7 protein-coding genes are annotated in these 20,154 nt (G+C 37.5%); all 7 read left to right on the top strand.

Features of this window, described 5'->3' with window-relative positions; genetic code table 11:
- The coding region (locus tag ACT9TX_RS17130; RefSeq protein ID WP_481340120.1) for a beta strand repeat-containing protein at window positions 1–2,080 on the top strand (2,080 nt) is incomplete at its 5' end.
- Between the two features lie 42 nt (window positions 2,081–2,122).
- Window positions 2,123–4,231 (top strand): beta strand repeat-containing protein, encoded by a 2,109-nt coding sequence (locus ACT9TX_RS17135; RefSeq protein ID WP_481340121.1) that lies wholly within the window; start codon window positions 2,123–2,125, stop codon window positions 4,229–4,231.
- A gap of 131 nt (window positions 4,232–4,362) precedes the next feature.
- Window positions 4,363–7,209 (top strand): alpha-L-rhamnosidase, encoded by a 2,847-nt coding sequence (locus ACT9TX_RS17140; RefSeq protein WP_481340122.1) that lies wholly within the window; start codon window positions 4,363–4,365, stop codon window positions 7,207–7,209.
- 71 nt (window positions 7,210–7,280) lie between these two features.
- Window positions 7,281–10,859: a T9SS type A sorting domain-containing protein gene (locus ACT9TX_RS17145; RefSeq protein ID WP_481340123.1), complete on the top strand. Its 3,579-nt coding sequence runs from the start codon at window positions 7,281–7,283 to the stop codon at window positions 10,857–10,859.
- A gap of 149 nt (window positions 10,860–11,008) precedes the next feature.
- Window positions 11,009–14,599 (top strand): G8 domain-containing protein, encoded by a 3,591-nt coding sequence (locus ACT9TX_RS17150; RefSeq protein ID WP_481340125.1) that lies wholly within the window; start codon window positions 11,009–11,011, stop codon window positions 14,597–14,599.
- Between the two features lie 230 nt (window positions 14,600–14,829).
- A complete protein-coding gene (locus ACT9TX_RS17155; protein ID WP_481340126.1) occupies window positions 14,830–18,546 on the top strand; it encodes a G8 domain-containing protein in 3,717 nt (1,238 codons plus the stop codon).
- Between the two features lie 26 nt (window positions 18,547–18,572).
- Window positions 18,573–20,021 carry a sulfatase family protein gene (locus ACT9TX_RS17160; protein WP_481340127.1) on the top strand — a complete coding sequence of 483 codons (1,449 nt, stop codon included), beginning with the start codon at window positions 18,573–18,575 and terminating at the stop codon, window positions 20,019–20,021.
- Window positions 20,022–20,154: the final 133 nt, after the last annotated feature.

Consider the following 20,154-nt stretch of genomic DNA (forward strand, 5'->3'; position numbering starts at 1 on the left):
GTTACTATTTACTTGCATGTTACTTGCAATTTTTCTTACTGCAAACGCACAACAGGCATTCACCCCAGGTAACCTTGCGGTAGTGCGGGTAGGTAATGGCAGTACTGCTATTAGTGTTGCGAACTATCTACCAGTCGATTTGCTAGAATACACACCCTCTGGTACATTAGTGCAAACTATTTCGTTAGGTAATACTTCAGGTTCAAGATTGGTAGCTAACGGTATCAACCAAGATGTTTCGCTTAGTTTATCTGTTAATAGGCAGTATTTGTCTTTACTAGGCTATGATATAAGTACCCCTGCTACCAATACTGGTGGTACTACAAATAGCCCAGTTGCTACTACTAGTAAAGTTATAGCCCGTGTGGGTTTAGATGGCAGTATAGATTATAGTACAAAAGTGCCTGCGGCTGGTGATGGTGGTAGGCAAGTAATAAGTGTAGATGGTACTGGTTTTTGGACAGCTGGTAATACTGGGATAAAGTATATTCCTTTTGGCAATAATGTTAGTACACCCACACCACTTATAGTTAGTGGTATAAATGCTAAATCATTAGGCATTTTTAATAATCAATTGTATGGTTGCGGTTTTAATGGTGCATTTTCTTCGCTATTTAGCATTGGTACAGGTTTACCTACGGCTTCACCAGCTGCAACTGCCTTGTTACCGGGCTTGCCTACAGGTTCTTCTACTACTAACAATGCGTTTCAGTTTTTTGATTTAGATAATTCTGGTACTATAACTGCTGGTGATGTATTGTATGTTCTTGATGGTTTAAATCTTAGAAAATATACCTATTCATCTACTCCAATTAATTATATCTCTGCAATAACTAGGACTGCAAATGGTACTGGCTACACTACTGCACCTGTAGTCTCATTTACAGGTGATGGTACAGGTTTAGCAGCAACTGCTACTGTTGCTAGTGGCGCATTAACAGGTCTTTTCACTACTGTTAGTGGTTCAGGCTATACAACAGCACCCACCGTTGCCTTTTCTGGACCGGGTTCAGGTGCTGCAGCCACCACAACGCTAACTAGTGGGGCAGCTTGGGTATACAATGGTGCTGTAGGTACAGGTGTTATACCCGCAATAACTGTTTCAGCTGGTGGTACAGGATATACAACTGCAACGGTAACTATAAGTGCGCCACCAACAGTAGGCGGAGTTACCGCTACCGCTACCGCCACGGTAAGCGGTGGTGTGGTTACGGCAATTACCGTAACTAATGTAGGCAGTGGTTACTCTACGGCTAATCCTACTATTACTATCACTGGTGATGGCACAGGTGCAGCAGCCACAACTACCGCAGCTGGAGGTTTAGCAGTTGGTATGACTGGTTATACAAATGCATCTGGTAAGGTTCAGTTGTACATAACTACAGGTTCTACAACTACTAATAATATTTTGCAAGGTATTGTTGATGACAATACAACTGGTAATACTATTGTACCAATTTACACTACTCTGGCAGCATCTGGTACAAACTACATTTATCGTGGCATTGCCTTTACGCCAGGCACAACACAAAGTATTTTGCCAGTAAACCTATCATCGTTTACAGGCAATAAAACCAGCAATGGTGTTCAATTAAATTGGGCAACTTCATCAGAGGTAAATAACAAACTTTTCGATGTGACTCGTTCTACCAACAATATTGATTTTAAAACAATTGGTACAGTTACTGGCAAGGGTAACACATCGCAAACAAATAACTACACTTACACAGATTTGCAACCTGCTACTGGAATCAATTATTATCGTTTAAACCAAGTAGATAATGACGGAAAAACAACTATTTCTTCAACTGTGGCAATAAATAATGATAATTTAGTAAATACTACTTTTAACTTGGTAGCCGTAGGAAACAATATCAATTACACTATTACCACACCAACGTCCACTAAAGCGACATTACAATTGTTTGATGATGCCGGTCGCAATGTTTTCAATAAAACTATAGAACTACAAGCAGGCACAAATAATGGTAATATTTCTACAACTAATTTAACAAAGGGTGTTTTTGTGGGTGCCGTTACAATAAATAATCAGCATCTAACTAAGAAATTTTTTAAATAGAATATTTTTGATGAAATTTGAAAAAATTTAAACTACCAATCAATGAAAAAAAAATTAGTTCTCGTCTACTTGTTAGTAATAAGTGTCTTAATTACGAATGCACAGTTCACATCTGGAAACGTAGTAGTTGTAAGGGTTGGTGCTGGTGGCAGCACTACACTAACAACAACAACCACTAATGTGAGTTTACTTGAGTACAACCCTTCTGGCGTTCCTGGAATTATTGTGAATTTAGATAATACAACTGTTGGTAGTAGACTTACCAATGTTGGAACATCGGCCGCAGAGGGGCTTTTGAAACTATCAAACAATAAAGCATTTTTATCAATTGGTGGTTATGATGTTACCAATGGGGTAGCGGGTACCGATATATCTTCCAACAATGCAACTGCTGGTGGTCCATTCACAAGGGTATTAGCAAGAATCTCTGCAAATGGTACTGTTGACTACAGCACCAAAGTAAGAAATGTAAATGCTACGCCTACATACTATGGTGGTAATATTAAGTGTGCTATAAGTAATGATGGCACTGGTTTTTGGTTTGCCAACTCCACTGCGGGTGTTAGATATGTGCCTTTTGGTAACCTAGAAACTACTTTGCCCACTATTATTACTACTACTGGTACACCCACTGGTACCGCAGCTTATACAAATGTTAGAGCCTTGGGTATTTTTGGAAACCAATTATATTCGAACATGACTAGTACCGCCACTTTTGGAATGACACAACTTGGCACAGATTTAACCGTTGGATCACAAACACCCGCCAATTTTGCAGGCTTTCCGGTTAATTATGCTTCTGCGGGCGATTTTGTTTTCTTAGACTTGGACAATACAATTGCTGGGGTAGATGTTGCCTATGTTGTAGAAGGTGGCAACCTAAAAAAATATTCTTTAGTGGCTGGTGCTTGGACAGTAACTGGGACCGTGGGTATTGGTGTTTTAAATACGAATTTTGTACTTAATAGCGGTACAGGCTATACAACTGCACCAACTGTTGCCATTACAGGTGGCGGTGGTAGTGGTGCTACCGCTACTGCAACTGTTGCAAATGGTGCAGTTACTGGCATTACCTTAACCAATGCTGGTACAGGTTATACGTCGGCACCAACCGTTACTTTCACAGGCGTAGGTACTGGTGCTTCGGCAATTGCAACTATCAACACTACCACTGGGGTTGTTTCTGGGTTATCTTTAACTTCTGGCACAGGCTATTCAACTGCTACTGTAAATATTACCGGGGGCGGTGGTACAGGTGCAACTGCAACTGCTACTATATCAGGTGGGGCTATAACAGGCATTACGCTGACCAATGCTGGTAGTGGCTACTCTACTGCACCAACCGTAACTATTACTGGTGATGGTACAGGTGCAGCTGCTACATTGGGCATTGGTGTTACTAGTAATGGTATTACAGGCATAACTAGTGATGGTAAACAAGCATTGTTTTTTACCACAGGATCTAATGCCTCCAACAACCTTTTGCAACGTTTAGACGATGCCAATGGTTACAACACTGGATTCAGCAATACAGTGCCAACCACACTGGCAACATCTGGTACAAATTACTTATTTAGAGGGGTAGCATTTACGCCTAATACTACCACTTTACCAGTAAACCTATCATCGTTTACAGGCAATAAAACCAGCAATGGTGTTCAATTAAATTGGGTAACCTCATCAGAGGTTAATAACAAACTTTTCGATGTGACTCGTTCTACCAACAATATTGATTTTAAAACGATTGGTACGGTTGCTGGCAAGGGCAACACATCGCAAACAAATAACTACACTTACAGAGATTTACAACCTGCTACTGGAATCAATTATTATCGTTTAAACCAAGTAGATAATGACGGAAAAACAACTATTTCTTCAACTGTGGCAATTAACAATGATAATTTAGTAAAAACAGTTTTTAGTGTAATGGTTTCTGGTAATAACTTAAATTATACCATAAATTCTGCAACTGCTTCTAAAGCCACCTTGCAATTATTTGATATTGCTGGTCGTAATGTTTACAACAAAGCAATTGATGTTAACGTAGGCGTTAACAATGGTAACATAGCCATCAACGAATTACAAAGTGGCATTTATGTAGGGGTTGTTGTTTTAGATGGTCAATCGCTTACAGCAAAATTCTTTAAATAAATAATGCTCTATTTTTTTAAATAAATTATTTATACAAAACCAGTGAGAAATTTTTTCACTGGTTTTGTTTTTCTACTTAATAAACTTTTGTAATTAATATCTGATTGCTAAAAATAAAACGATTGTTCCAAATGAAAAATATACGCACTGTGAAAAGAAAATCCTTGTATGTAATGTGTTTAATGCAATTAATAGTTGCTGTATCTTTTTCGCAAGTTAATCCGCTACATCTTAGAACTGAATATAAAATAAACCCCGTAACCGATAATTTAAACCCACGTTTAAGCTGGGAATTACAATCACAACAGAGAAACCAAAGCCAAATTGCTTATCAAATTTTAGTAGCAAGTTCAGAAAGTTTGTTGGCTGCTGGCAAGGCAGATTTGTGGGATTCTAAACAAATCAAAACAAACCAAACTAATCAAGTACCATACGCTGGCAAAGCATTAAAGCCAAGTCAAATTTGTTACTGGAAAATTCGCAGTTGGGATAAAAACGGTGTTGCAAGTAAGTGGAGTGCCACTGCAAAATGGGAAATGGGTTTATTAGATAAAAATAATTGGAAAGCCAGTTGGATTGGTAATGATTTAACTGCATTAGGTAGAGGTAAAGAGTATCATTTGCCACCAGCGCCATTTTTCAGAAAAGAAGTCTCTTTAAATGGCGCTATAAAAAAGGCTCGGTTATATGTATCATCATTGGGTCTTTTTGATTTTTATATTAATGGTAAAAAAATTGGTAACGATAATTTTACCCCCGGTTATACAGATTATAATAAGCGTGTTTATTATTTAACTTATGATGTAACTACTAATGTAAAAACAGGTAATAACGCATTTGGATCAATAGTAAGTGATGGCTGGTATGCTGGCTATTTAGGTTACGCTTTATTGGTACAAAACCCCGTTGTTAAAAATTTTTACGGTAAAGTGCCGCTGTTAAAAGCCCAGATTGAAGTTGAATATACTAATGGCAATAAGCAAATAATTGCTACCAATGAAAGCTGGAAAACGAATCATGGACCAATGATAGAAGCTGATATTTTAAATGGTGAAACCTATGATGCTAGACTAGAGTTTCTCAATTGGAACAAGCCAAATTTTAATGACCAAACTTGGAAAAATGCCACTGTATTTGCCGATAAAATTGATAGAAATTTAGAAGCATATCCAGGTAATCCACTAAGAGTATTCAAGGAGCTAAAAGCAATAAGTGTTACCGAAAAGAGTGGTGGTAAATACATAGTAGACTTAGGTCAAAACTTTGCAGGTAATGTGCGGTTAAAAGTAAAAGGTAAAGCTGGCGATACCATTCAACTGCGATACAGTGAAGTCTTATTTCCTAACGGAGATTTGATGACAGAAAACCTAAGAAAAGCAAGAGCCACCGACACTTATATTTTAAAAGGAAATCCAGAAGGCGAAACTTATACACCACGCTTTACATACCATGGTTTTCAGTATGTGGAAGTTTCTGGGTTTCGTTCAAAGCCAACATTAGAGGCTATTACAGGCATTGTACTTAGTTCTGCAACACCTCAAGTAGGTACGTTTGAAACCGATAATAAAATGATTAATCAACTGTACCACAATATTGTTTGGACACAACGATCTAACTACTTTGATGTACCTACGGATTGCCCACAAAGAGATGAAAGAATGGGTTGGACCGGCGATGCGCAAGCTTACATAAAATCGGCAACTTTTAATAACGATATTGGAGCCTTTTTTACTAAATGGGTGGTAGATTTAAATGATGCTCAACGGGTTGATAATACGTATCCTATTTATGCACCAGCACCTAGTTTGCGAGTTACAGATACTTATTCACCAGGTTGGAGTGAAGCAGGTATCATTTGTCCTTATACCATTTACAAAACGTATGGCGATACTAAAATGATAGAAAAATTTTGGCCAAATATGGTAGCCTATCTCAACTTTTTAGAAACAAAAAGTAAAGGCACATTTGTGTTTAAGGAAGCAAGTTTTGAAGATATTTCTCCCAAAGGTGGTTTTGGTGATTGGCTAAGTGTAGGCAAAAAAACGCCACCTGACATGCTAGCTACTATGTACTACGCATATGTAGCCCAAATGATGGGCGAAATGGCAAAAGCAACGAGTAAAAATGAAGATGCTCAGCGTTTTGAAGCAATATTTAATAATATCAAAAAAGCATTTTTAGCCCATTATACAGATGCTTCTGGAAAATTTAAAACAGATACACTTGCATACGGTAAAGGTGAAGGTTATGTGGATGGCGAGATGGGTTTTGAAGGCCATACACAAACAGCTTACGCCAATGCCATTTATATGAACATATTAAGTACCCCAGAGCAACAAAAAGCAGGTGATTGGTTGGTTGAATTAATAAAAAGTAATGGTGGCAAATTATCAACAGGCTTTTTGGGTGTAAGGCCTCTGCTACCTGCATTATCGGCAACCGGGCATAGCGATGAGGCTTATAAATTATTGTTAAGTACAGAATATCCCTCATGGGGCTACGAGGTTGTAAATGGTGCTAACACCATTTGGGAGCGTTGGAACAGCTATACAAAAGGAAAAGGTTTTGAGAATAATGCAGGTATGAACTCGTTTAATCATTATGCATTTGGCTCGGTAAACGAATGGTTGTTTGGCAATGCTGCAGGTATAAAAGTAGGCGAAGCCGGTTATAAAACATTTACTATAAAACCTGAAATTGCTAAAGACGGTATAGGATATGTAAAAGCCACTTACAATTCTATTAATGGCCAAATAATATCGTCTTGGAAAAAGGATGATAAAAAAGTTGTGATGCAAATTACTGTGCCAGTAAACACTAATGCTAACGTTTTTATCCCTGCAAAAAATGCTGCTGCTACTTTAGAAAACGGTAAGCCATTAAACGTAAATGCTAGTATAAAAATTGGCGACTTTGCTAATGGTTATTTAAGTGTGCAAGTTGGTTCGGGCAGTTACATTTTTACAAGTAGTAATTAGAAATAAATTAAAAAAAGAGTATGAATCATTATATTCCAAAATCAATGATCTACAAAATAAGAAACTGTTTTTTGCTTAAGATATTAGCGATTAAACCTGTTGCATGGCTTTTTATTTTAAACTTTGTCGCTATTGGTACCTCTGGTCAAGTATTGCCAAAACCTAATCACCAGAATACATTTTTCATGATGCCATTGTTTGAGGAAATACGAAGCACTAATTTAAGCGAAATGACCATTCGTTCGGAAATGGATAAAATGACATCTCAATTGAGTGCAGGTAATTTGTACCATCATATTGGCGTGTCTGGTATTTTTGGGGGTTACGTTATGGGTGCAAGGACTTGTAGATTGGCCAAAGAAAAAGGAATGAGAGTGGGTATTATTGTTGGTACACAAACACACACAAATCCAGGTTATTTTCCCACATTAAACCAAGATATTAGATGTTACCAATGGCGACTAAATGGTATTGATTGGTTATTCTCGGCAGAGCAAGGCACAGGCGATGTATTATATCCTGGTGAATTGAGAGATTCAGGTGTTTATTCGCCATCAAGGCTGTGTACTTTAGTTAGAAATAAATTAATGGGGCAAATAGCAACCACCACAGCCGAAGTTTTACGATTACGGGCCGAATTTCCGGGCGTGATAAGTATCACAAATGGTATTATTGAACAGGAATTAGCTACTGGTGGGCAAAGTAATGATGCTTACTTAGGCGATTATTCGCCCTATGCCATTACAGAATATAGAGACTGGCTAAGGCATACTGGTATTTACGATGCAGTTACTGGAACTTATAAAGGTGAAGGTGCACCTGCCGCCATTATTGGCAATTTGATACAAATAAACGGGGTGTTTCGTAGCCAGTTTTACGATGATCCCACACCAGCCAATGCAAATGGAACAGGCATAAGTTTTAATACTTTCTTTGGCACCTCATTTACCACTTGGACTAATAGATATTACGATTTGGTTGCTTTCCCTAATGCAATACCCATACCACGAGTATCCGATCCACCATTTGACCCCACACCAGAGAGCGGTAATGGCTTTACAGCAGGTGGCTTTGATGCTCCAAGGGTTAGAAATGCGTCGGGTGCTTTTTGGAAATCATGGAGCTGGGATGTGTTCGATCAAGGTGGTGCTTATCCGTCTGGAAATCCTGCCAATCCTGCATTTGGCTTTAGGCAACAAATGACTAAGAACTATATAAAGGATGTATTTAAAGCCTACGCAGATGGGGGCTTACCTACAGAGGATATGTATCCACATCAAATTCCTGGAGAAGTGATTTCAGCAGGTAGATTAAGAAGTGGCGCAGATCCAATTTGGACTGGACATTTGGCAAGTAGTAACAATGTAGGCATTACAAGATTTGGGTATATTGATCCTGCCAAAGTAACACAATACGGACCAAGTTGGGGTATATTTGAATGGCATCCTATGCCGTTTGCTAAGCCCACCAATCAAGCATTATATAACGCTGCTACATCTCATTTAAATACGTATTACCAAGGTGGTTGCCATGCACTATTTCCTGGTTGGTGGCGATATAATAAAGACACTGTTTTCTATTTACCAGATAGCAAATTTGCCGACGCGATTAAAGATTTTATGGTTGCAAGAAAAGACCAACCTTACACTAGAAAAGATTCTACATTAATAAATTATACACCACCACAAGTACAAAATGTAGAAGTGCTGCTGCTAAATGGTACAACGCATTTGGTAAGATGGCCGCAGGAAATTTGGGCTGATTATCCTGAAACTTGGCGTATGTGGTCGCAATTGAGTGTCTTTGATATAGAGCAAAGTACAGATAATGTCAATTGGTCAACCGTATCTTCAGAATATTCATTCTCTAAAGTATTGCCTAATAGACAGGCTGGTACAACTTATTATTATCGTGTAAGGGCTAGTAGTAAGGTTGGCTTAAAAGGGGCTTGGTCTCAAGCGATTTCTCCAGTTACTAAATTAGCGATAACGGCCGATTATACAACCATTGCCCCACCTGACCCTAATTTAATTAATAATATCACCATCACTTTAAAAGATAATGCCAATAATACTAGTAATTTAACGACTTATGCTAGTGGTGGTTTTTTTACTAGAACAGATACAGCAACTAGTAAATTTAGTGTAGACTTTACAAATAACAACCACGCAGAAACACCTACCGATGTAAAAATGACGCTAACGAATACAGTTACTAGAAATTTGTCTGACACTGTATTGGTAAAATTTACCCCACCAGTAGGGGGCACTATAGATGCTGTAACATTTAACTATTTTTGCAATTATAATAATGCTATAGTATCGTTAGTAGTGATAGATGATTCTAACAGGGTTGTTTGGGAAAACGATGTTTATGGCTTGTCTAATGGCTACAAAGGTGTTCATTTTCCTAGCACCTCGGCATCGTTTACATTATGTTTAAAAATGAAACAAGCAAGTAGTGCAGGTACTGGTTGGTTTGCACAAGTAAGCGGTATAAATATTACTTATAGTAAAAAAATAATAGCAACCGAAGGCTCTGTTAATTGTGTGGTTACAGGCGCAGGCTTGGCATTAAACACGCTACCATCTAATTATTTACAAGCTAGTAATTTATTTCAGTTAGATAGTTCGACTGAAATAGTTGCTACCAACCAATTAACTGCAATATCTTATGCAAATGGATTACTTACTGCTACCACCAACGGTAACGATGGTTATATTACATTTAACCAATCTTCACCAATAAATGGTCAAGCTAATCCCTATATTTATTTTAGAGTTTTTTGTAGCCAAGCTATACCAAATGCACAATTTTTTTGGTTTAAAACAGCTTTTGTGAATACCACTTTTGCACTAGCTAAAGGTTGGAATGTTATTCAGTTGCAAAACTTACCCGAATGGATAAACAGCACTAACATTACCAGACTTCGTCTCGATTTTGGTAGTGTGGCAGGTGTAACGGTTAAGATAGATTGGTTGGCTACAAGTTCGCAACCAAACAGTGGTTCGCTAATATCATTATTAACATTAGTTAATGGACAAGCTGTGCTACCAACAAGCTGTACAGGTGTGGTTGGTAGTTACAAAATAGTAGCCACGCTGGGAAATATTACTGATAGTATTATTATTAATACGAATAATACTTTACCTGTTTCACTTATCAGTTTTTCCGCAACCAAAGAAAATAAACGGGTTAAGTTAAACTGGGAAACTTCATCAGAAATAAATAATGATTTTTATAGTATTGAACGTAGTAGTGATGGCATCAGTTTCACTACATTGGGCACTATAAAATCTAATAATGGCAATAGTACAATATCACAGGTGTACACTTGGTACGATGAATTACCAGCTATAGGGATTAATTATTATAGACTAACCCAAGTAGATAAAGATGGTAAAATGCAAATAAAAGGGATTAAATCTGTGTCTTTTGATGAAGGACTGTCGTCATCCATTCTTATTTACCCAAACCCAAGTGTAGGTATTTTTAACCTAAGTAAAACTGCAAGTTGGCAAGTGTTTGATATGCAAGGAAAGCCAATAAAATACGGTAAAAGTAAAACTATCAATTTGTCAAATACTGCAAAAGGTAATTATACGGTAAAGTTCGACGATGGTACGTGTCAAAAAATTGTGTTACAATAATCAATAAGTAATTTAATAATTATTTATTGATTATTGTAATTTCTTGGCTAGGGATAGGGGTCTTATAGCATCATGGCAGTTCAGGATAGCTGCGTTCTCGTTTGCTATTATTTTCGGTTTACGATTGATTTAATCATAAAATAACTGCCATGAAATTAAATGTTTTCCCTCTGTTACTTTTAAGTGCATTATCAATGTTACTTACTTTTTTAAAACTAGATTTGTCAACAACATCAACCGATGTTTATGAACTAAAAAATGCAAGACCCGCCAGTACCGATGTTATTGCATGTAGGCCACAAAAAAGCCTTAATGTAAATGGTGCACCACCTGTAACATTTACTGCTAAACCGTATACAGGCTCTTCTGCTTTTAACAGGCCGGTTAATGATATTACAGGTATGCCTAAATGGTCTGTAGCAGCTAATTGGTTTGGTGGTGTGGTACCAACAGGTAACGGTACAGAGGATGTGATAATACCTAAAGATGCGGTCATATTATTAGATGACCCCACAATAAATGTTGCCTCTATTACCGTAGAAGGGAAGTTGATAGTAGATATTACAAAAGCTAATATTACTATAAAGGCCAACACAATTATGGTGGATGGTACTGCTACAGGCGCACCTGCTTATTTTCAATGGGGTACCGACCTAAAGCCCTATACAGGCAATGGTAATATAATTTTAAAAGGAACTGTAGATATGGTAAACAGTTTTACAGGCATGGGTACTAAAGTGTTTGGTGCAATGGCTGGTGGTATTATCAACATGCGTGGGCAAAGAGCCACAAGTTGGACTCAGCTTAGCGCCACAGCTTTAGTGGGGCAAAAAGTTATTAAAGTAAGAACTGCCACACAAAATTGGAGTGCTGGCGACACGCTGGTAATAGCTTCTACAGACTTTAACATGGGTCAAGCAGAAAAAGTAGTAATTGCCAGCGTAGCTGCCGATAAAAAAACCATTACACTAGTAAATAATCTTAGCTTTAAACATTATGGAGAAATACAAACTTATTCTCAAACAGCTGCCATACCTGCTGCTAGTAGGGTAAGCTGGACTTTGGATGAAAGTGCAGAAGTAGGGTTGTTATCTAAAAGTATTACCATACGAGGCGATGAAAATTCAACCGAAGCATCAGGGTTTGGTGGGCATGTAATGATTAATAGTGATTCTAAAGCCTATATCAGAAATGTAGCTTTTTATCGCATGGGGCAGCGTTACATAAAAGGGCGTTACCCATTCCATTGGCATAATGTTGGTGATGGCGGTACAGGTCAATTTATTGATAGTTGTAGTGTTTACGAAACCTACAACAGAGCTATTACTGTACATGCTACAAACGATGTTTTTGTAAGAGACAACGTTGCCTATAATAATTCTGGCCATGCCTATTTTCTAGAAGATGGCACAGAACATGGGGTAACAATGACGGGCAACTTAGGGCTTGTAACCAAACGCCCCACTGCTACGAAACCAGCAGATACGCGATACCAAATCCTTCCATCGGATATATTTGATGGCAGAAATAGTAGTGGGCCAGCCACTTTTTGGATTACCAATCCAAATAACAAAATTAATGATAACCATGCAGCAGGTTCTTCTGGCTCAGGTATTTGGTATGCGCCGTTTAATAATCCTAACGGAATTAATTATAATCCTGCTTTTCAACCAATCAATTTTGCCATACCAGACGGTGCTTTAGACAATAATGTAATGCACTCTAACCAACATGGCTTTATTTTTGGTGCTGGTCCTGATCCAAATAATCCGTCCGAACTACCCAATGAAAATAGAGGTGTAAATGTACCAGCTAATAGCTTGCCAACCTTTAAAAACATAGTGGTGTTTAAAAATGCTTTGGGCGCTTATACACGTACCAATTCTGAAAGCAATCAAGAATCAAAATATATAAATTTCATTATTGCCGATAATAGAATAGGCGATGCTGCAACTTGGCGCACTTTCTACGATAGAGTGTTATGGGTGGTAGGTTCAGATAATGCAAGCACCAATTTTACATCTGCTGTTGGTGGTAACAATGTGGCAGCACACATTATTTATGATGGTCCAGTAATGACTACAAACTCACATTTTGGGGGTACTACACTAAATACTGGTACTACTATCGAAGGAACCCAGTCAATGTTTGATCAATGGGGGGCTAATAAAAAATATGGTGGACATACCTTTAACACCACCACTGCTGATCCTAGTGCCTATAAAATAAATTTTAGAGATGCAAACTTTAACCCAAGTGCTAACCCAAATTTGGGTTTTGATCAAAATCCTGTTTGGTTCTTAGCATCTGTAGTAGATGTTGACGGTAAACTAACAGGTACACCTAACACTACTTTGTCTAGAAATTTACCTTATTTAACAAAAAGCACAGGTAATCCTGTTGGCTATAATGGTGTGGCTACACCAAATTTTAAGCTTGGATATGTAGAGGCTACTGGTAGTGATCATAAAGTGCCAAGTGACAATTCTCCTGGACAATCTAGACCTAATGCGTCTATTTTACGATCTGACGAACCACAATATACTGATCAAGGTGCCATCAATGGTTATCCTATTACTACTGTATTAAACGATAATGCAATTACGGAGCGATTGGTGCTAAAACAACAAATACCAGCACGTATGCGGTTCGATTTTTATAGCCACAGTGGTGGTCAAGATGCTGTACTAGAATATCCTAATGTGCCACCAAGTATAAAGATATATACTGGCGACGCCCCTACAGATTTTAATGGTGTTGGTACTAATTTGGTAAATATTCCACAATTGGCTACACGTACAATGGCGGCTTTATTAGCAAGTACTGCTAATACTAGCTGGTATTGGAATGAAGGAACAGCCTATATACGTTATAAAGCACCTGCTGGGTCTGACTTTACTTCCGATAAAAAGCAAGAAAGTATCTACGCTTGCTTGTATGGCGGCTGTATCAATGGTAATAATGCACCGGTGGTAATTGCGAATTACAACACCTTACAAACCCGTGGGAGTTTAATTAAAAACTCAACTGACGCACCTTCATCTATTACTCATGTAAGCGAATTTAATGGTGCAGATACTTATGTGGTAAATCCAGCAGATGTTTCTGGTGGTAAACTTGTTGAATATTCTTTAGACCTTTTTGGTACGCAAAATTGGCAAGATGTAGATACATTAACGATTACATTTATAGGTTCGCCGTCGGGTGTAGTATTTCTAAAATATGCTGATGCTACAGGTCTTAATCAAGTGCCATTAACAGTTCCCCCAGCAGACGGTCGTGGCAACACATTTCCTTCATCAATTGGCAAAGGCACTGTAGCCCAAGAATTTTTATTGAAGAATGTATCTTCTGATTTTTTAAGACGTGTAAAAGGTATTATGATAAGAACTAGGGATGCAGATGTTGGTGCTGATCCTGTAACAGTCCGCATTGGCGAGATACGGTTAAACAAACCTGCAAGCGATGGTGGTTTAGTGGCGCTTGGTAAAACTACTAGTTTATTAGCCTCATCTGTTGCCGAAGCCCTTACACCAAGTACTTCTAAAATTCTTATTTATCCTAATCCAAGCAATGGCATCTTTAGATTAAGCAAGCCTACTACTTGGCAAGTGTTTGATATATATGGAAAGCGAATGAAATATGGTAATGGTAGTACTATAGACTTAACTCAAGCACCAAGGGCTAATTATGTAATAAAATTTGGTGATGGTAGTTATCAAAAAATAGTAACACAGTAAGCGTAAATATTAACTTTGAGAGACTGTACAAGCCTCGAAAATAATAGTACGACACAATACTACAAAAATATGATTTATATATTAAAAATTAAAAAAATATAGGCTACAACAAAAGTAGCCTATATTTTGTTATTCAAACAGTCCAGTAGTAGTAAATATTAGAACAGTTTTTTTTATTTTACTAAAAAACCAATATTATTAAAATAATTTTTAACAATTAGAATGCTGCCATGAAAGAAAATTTTTCACTTATTCTTATAGGTATTTTTTGCCTTTCTGTTACGGTTTCAAGAATTGCTTCGCCTATCCATTTTGCAGACGCATACATCAGGCCAACTAGTACTGCCACTATTAGTTGTGCACCAAACATGCAAACTGAGTTTGCGCCTGCTACGAATATTAAAACGGCAGTTGCATATACTGGTGCTATAATTACTAAACCAGTAAACAATGTAGCTACAATTAATGGTTTAAAAAAATGGTCTCAACCTAGCACTTGGGCCAATGGGGCAGTGCCCGTAGCTGGCGATAGTGTAATAATACCTATGGATGCAGCCGTTTTGTTAGACCAATCAGTAGATGTTCAAGCAATAACCATTATGGGAATGTTGGTGGTAGATATTACCAAACCGAATATTGCCATTTCTGCCAACAATATTATTGTAATGAACGATGTAGGCCAAACCAATAAAGCCTATTTACAATGGGGTAGCCCACAAGCGCCTTATAGAGGTAAAGGTATCATAACGCTAAAGGGCAACAATACTTTGCAAAATATTATGGGGCTTGGAACAAAAGTGCTTGGTGCTATGAATAATGGCGAAATTCAACTGCATGGAACAGTAAAGAAATCGTGGACACAGCTAGGTGTTACCGCTAGTGCAAATACAAATAGCATTACTCTCGCTGAGCCTACTGACTGGGAAAAAGGTGATGAAATAGTAATTTCTTCAACCGATTTTAACATGAATCAAGCAGAACAACGCACCATCACAGGTGTTAGTGATGATAAAAAAACCTTTACCTTAAATACAGCACTTGCTTACTCACATTTTGGAAAATTACAAAATTACACACACGGGAGTAATCCTAACATTAAATGGGAAGTAGATGAGCGTGCAGAGGTAGGTTTGCTTTCTAAAAGCATTACCATACAAGGTGATGAAAGTTCTGTAACCTCAAATTTCGGCGGGCATGTTATGATTATGGCAACAGGTAAAGCCAATATATCGAATGTTGAGTTCACTCGCATGGGGCAAAGAGCTATTTTGGGTAGATATCCTTTCCACTGGCATAATATAACCAATGGTTATGGTGCTGGGCAATATATTACCAACAGTAGTGTGCATCACACATACAATAGAGCTATTACTGTGCATGCTACCAACGATGTTAGTGTTACCAATAATGTTGCATATGACAATCTTGGTCACGCGTATTTCTTCGAGGATGGAAATGAAGAAAACGTAACTATGACAGGAAACTTGGGTTTGGTTACTAGGCGGCCTCTTGGTAAATATGCCTTATTACCATCCGATACTACTAATGAAAGGAATAATAGTGGCCCATCTACCTTTTGGCTCACTAATCCTCGCAACAATGTATCTGGTAATCACGCAGCTGGTTCTGATGGATCAGGTTTTTGGTATTCACCTTTTAATAACCCCAATGGCATACGGTACGTATCAAGTTATCAACCGTTAAATTTTGCAATACCAAATGGATTTATAGATAATAGTGTGGCACACTCTAGCCGCCACGGTATTATAATTGGTGCTGGTATTGCACCTAACGATAAAAGCGAATTGCCCAATCAGAATCAAGGGGTAAATGTTCCAGTTAATAGCAAACCCACTTTCAAGAATTTATTATTATTTAAAAATGCGTTGGGTTTATATAGCCGTACAATGTCGGAAAGTAGCCAAGAATCCTATTATCAAAATATCATTTTTGCCGATAATAGGGTAGGCGATGCATCCACTTGGCGTACTTATTATGATAGCATTCTGTGGGTTGTTTCATCTGAAAACTATAGCAATAATTACTACTATTTAAACGTTGGTGGCGATGTTACGGCTGCACATATTGTTTACGATGGCCCTGTAATAACAACCAATTCTCATTTCGCTGGTACCACGCTTACTGGGCAGTCTATGTTTGACCAATGGGGTGCCAATAAAAAGTATACAGGGCATACTTTTAGTAACACCACCGTTGAAGCTGGGAGTTATAAAATTAATTATAGAAACTCTGCTACCGATGCCGTAAACCCCGTTTGGTTTTTGGCCTCTGTTCGAGATTTAGATGGTAAACTAACAGGCAGAGTAGGGGCTTCTATAACTAAAAATCATCCTTATTTAACGTTACCAAGTTCTATTAGCGTTACAGGTAATGGTGCTATTACAAGTATGAAATATGGGTACATAGAGGCTACCGGATCTGATCATCTTAGTGTACAAGAAGCGCTGGCTAATCCTTCTATTCCAGATAGGCCTAACGCCACCTTTATTAGATCTGACGAACTTGGTCAATATGATGATAAAAGTGCCATTCAAGGCTATCCTATGACCACATTTATTGATACATTGGCTAGTCGTTACATGTTACAGGCACGTATACCAGCAAGAACTAGATGGAATATTTACAGTATGAGCGCTAATGAAACTATTGTTGTAGAATTTCCTAATTGCCCTGCTACACTAAAAGTTTATACGGGCAATCAAGTAGATTCAGATCCGGGTGGAGGTACTGGCTTTAAAGAAATAACTAAAGTAGCTAATCTGTTAACGCTTAAAACTACCGATGCCACAGTTTGGACATGGGAAAATAACACAGCCTATGTGAAATTTAAAGCTCCGGCAGGCTCAAACTTTACGTTCGATAAAATTATAAATAGTATCTTTTTGTGCTTATATGGCAATTGTGCAGATGGTGTTAATAATAATTTAGTGGTTTCTGATTTTGATAGGTTAGATACTAGAGGCAGTTTATCAAGAGTATCAGGTACGGTGAACTTTTCAGCAACACCAACATATTCAAGTACTTTAAATGGCTCAAATTTTTATAACATAACCAATAATGGAGACGCTACGGATGGTTGTGTTGAGTATCGCTTGAATATGGATATGCAAAGTTGGGTTAATGTAGATACCCTTGCTATAAATGTATCGGGCTCTACTACAAGTGCCGTATATATAGAAGATAAAATTGATGGCCGTTCATTGTTGGGGCTATTTAGCCTGAGAGATGGTTATCAAATATTTAGGTTATCTGGCTTGCCAGCATCTAAGCGAGATCAGGTGAAAGCCATTATAATTAGAACTTGTGAAAGCAGTTTAAATGGCGCAGCGGATAAGCGGATTTATTTATCAGATATTGTATTGGGTACACCACCACCCATTGTTTTGCCAGTAAACTTACTCACCTTTACAGGTAAAAATACAATGCATGATGGTATACAACTAAACTGGGCAACTGCTACCGAAACTAATAACGATTATTTTGAAGTACAGCACTCGCTAAATGGTATAGATTTTACAAAAATTGGTATTGTAAATGGCAACGGTAATTCTTCACAAAACATTAATTATAACTTCATCCATTCACAGCCGTTAAATGGCAATAATTATTATCGGTTACAACAATTTGATAAAAATGGCAATACCCAACTATCGCCCATAATACTTGTAAATAGAGCGTTACAAGCAAATAATGTACAGGTTTATTTTACAGGTTCGAGCATTAGTTATAATATTACTACTTCTACCAATGCATCTGCAACTATACAATTGCATGATGTTGCAGGTAGGCAATTACAATCAAAAAAGCTTAGTTTACAAACTGGTTCAAATAACGGTAACATACCAACAAGTACACTATTTAGCGGTGCTTATTTTTTATCTGTAACAGTTAATGGCGAAACTACCGTTAAACACTTTTTTAAATAAAATATCAAACAAAAATCTAAACAGTAATGATTCATAAGCTTCGTCTGTTAATTACGTTCTTTTTTTTTGTTATAAGCACTTTGTCTGCCCAGCAAAAAAAGCCCAACATTGTATTTGTAATTGTAGATCAGTTAAGAGCACAATCGCTTGGGTTTAATGGTAATAAAGATGTGATTACGCCTAATTTAGATAAGCTTGCTGCGGCAAGCGTAAATGTTAAAAATGCCGTTTCGGGTATGCCTGTTTGTACGCCTTTTCGTGCATCGCTTATTACTGGCATGTATCCTGCAACTAATGGGGTTTTTATGAACGATGTAATGTTAGATACAACATTAACAACATTGGCAAAAGTGTATAAAGCTAATAACTACAATACAGGCTTTATTGGTAAATGGCATATTGATGGCCATGGAAGAAGCAGTTATATACCAGAAGGTGGTAGGCGTCAGGGCTTTGAATATTGGAAAACTTTAGAGTGTACACACGACTATAATAAATCTGCTTACTACGAGGGCAATTCGCCCCAGAAATTATTTTGGGATGGCTACGATGCCATTGCACAAAGCAATGATGCTGCTGGTTTTATAAAGGCTCATGCCAAAGATAAAAGCCCCTTTTTATTAGTTGTTTCTCTAGGGCCACCACACGACCCTCTTGGCACTGCACCCGAAAAATACCAAGATTTATTTAAGAATAAAGAAGTAAGTGTACCCGATAATGTACCACAAGAAGACAGGGATAAAATAGAAAAAGCTATTAGAAATTATTACGCACATATAGCTGCGTTAGATGATTGTATGGCCACTATTTGGCAATCATTAAAAGCTAGTGGTATTGATGAAAATACCATACTTGTTTTTACCGCCGATCATGGTGACATGATGGGTAGCCATGGGTTACGCAACAAGCAAGTACCATATAATGAAAGTGTGCATGTGCCATTTTTAATTCATTACCCAGCACAATTTAAAATTGGTAAAACGGTAGACGTGTTGCTAAATTCACCTGATATTATGCCTACTCTTTTGGGCTTTACTGGCCTTCCTATTCCTGCAACGGTTCAGGGCACGGATCTATCTAAAATTTTATTGGGTAAAAAGAAAGATGACATCACTGCTAGTCTTATTTCTTGCGTACAACCTTTTGGTCAATGGAGTCGTGTTAGAGGTGGAAAAGAATATCGTGGTATAGTTACTAAACAATACACTTATGTTAAAGATTTAGCTGGGGCTTGGTTATTATTTGATAATACAAAAGACCCACTGCAAATGAATAATTTAGTAAATAAACCTGAATTTTCTACCCTTCAAGCTATTCTGGAAAAACAACTAATGGCTAAACTAAAAGCAACTAAAGATGAATTTAAACCAGGTTTATATTATATAAAAAAATGTGGCTATGTTATAGATCCAAAAACAGAAACCGTGCCTTACGAAAAAATAAATTTCGAGGGTAAGCCAATAATAGAGCAATAATTTGGTTTTTAAACAAAAGAACTATTTTGTAGTCTTAATTTTCAGAATGATATATAGTAATCAATTTTTAAGTAAAATATCTGCGTGTTTATTGTTGTTATATGTGGTTGCTTGTAACAATAATCCTTCGAAA

Source organism: Parasediminibacterium sp. HNIBRBA5674, from assembly GCF_056745525.1.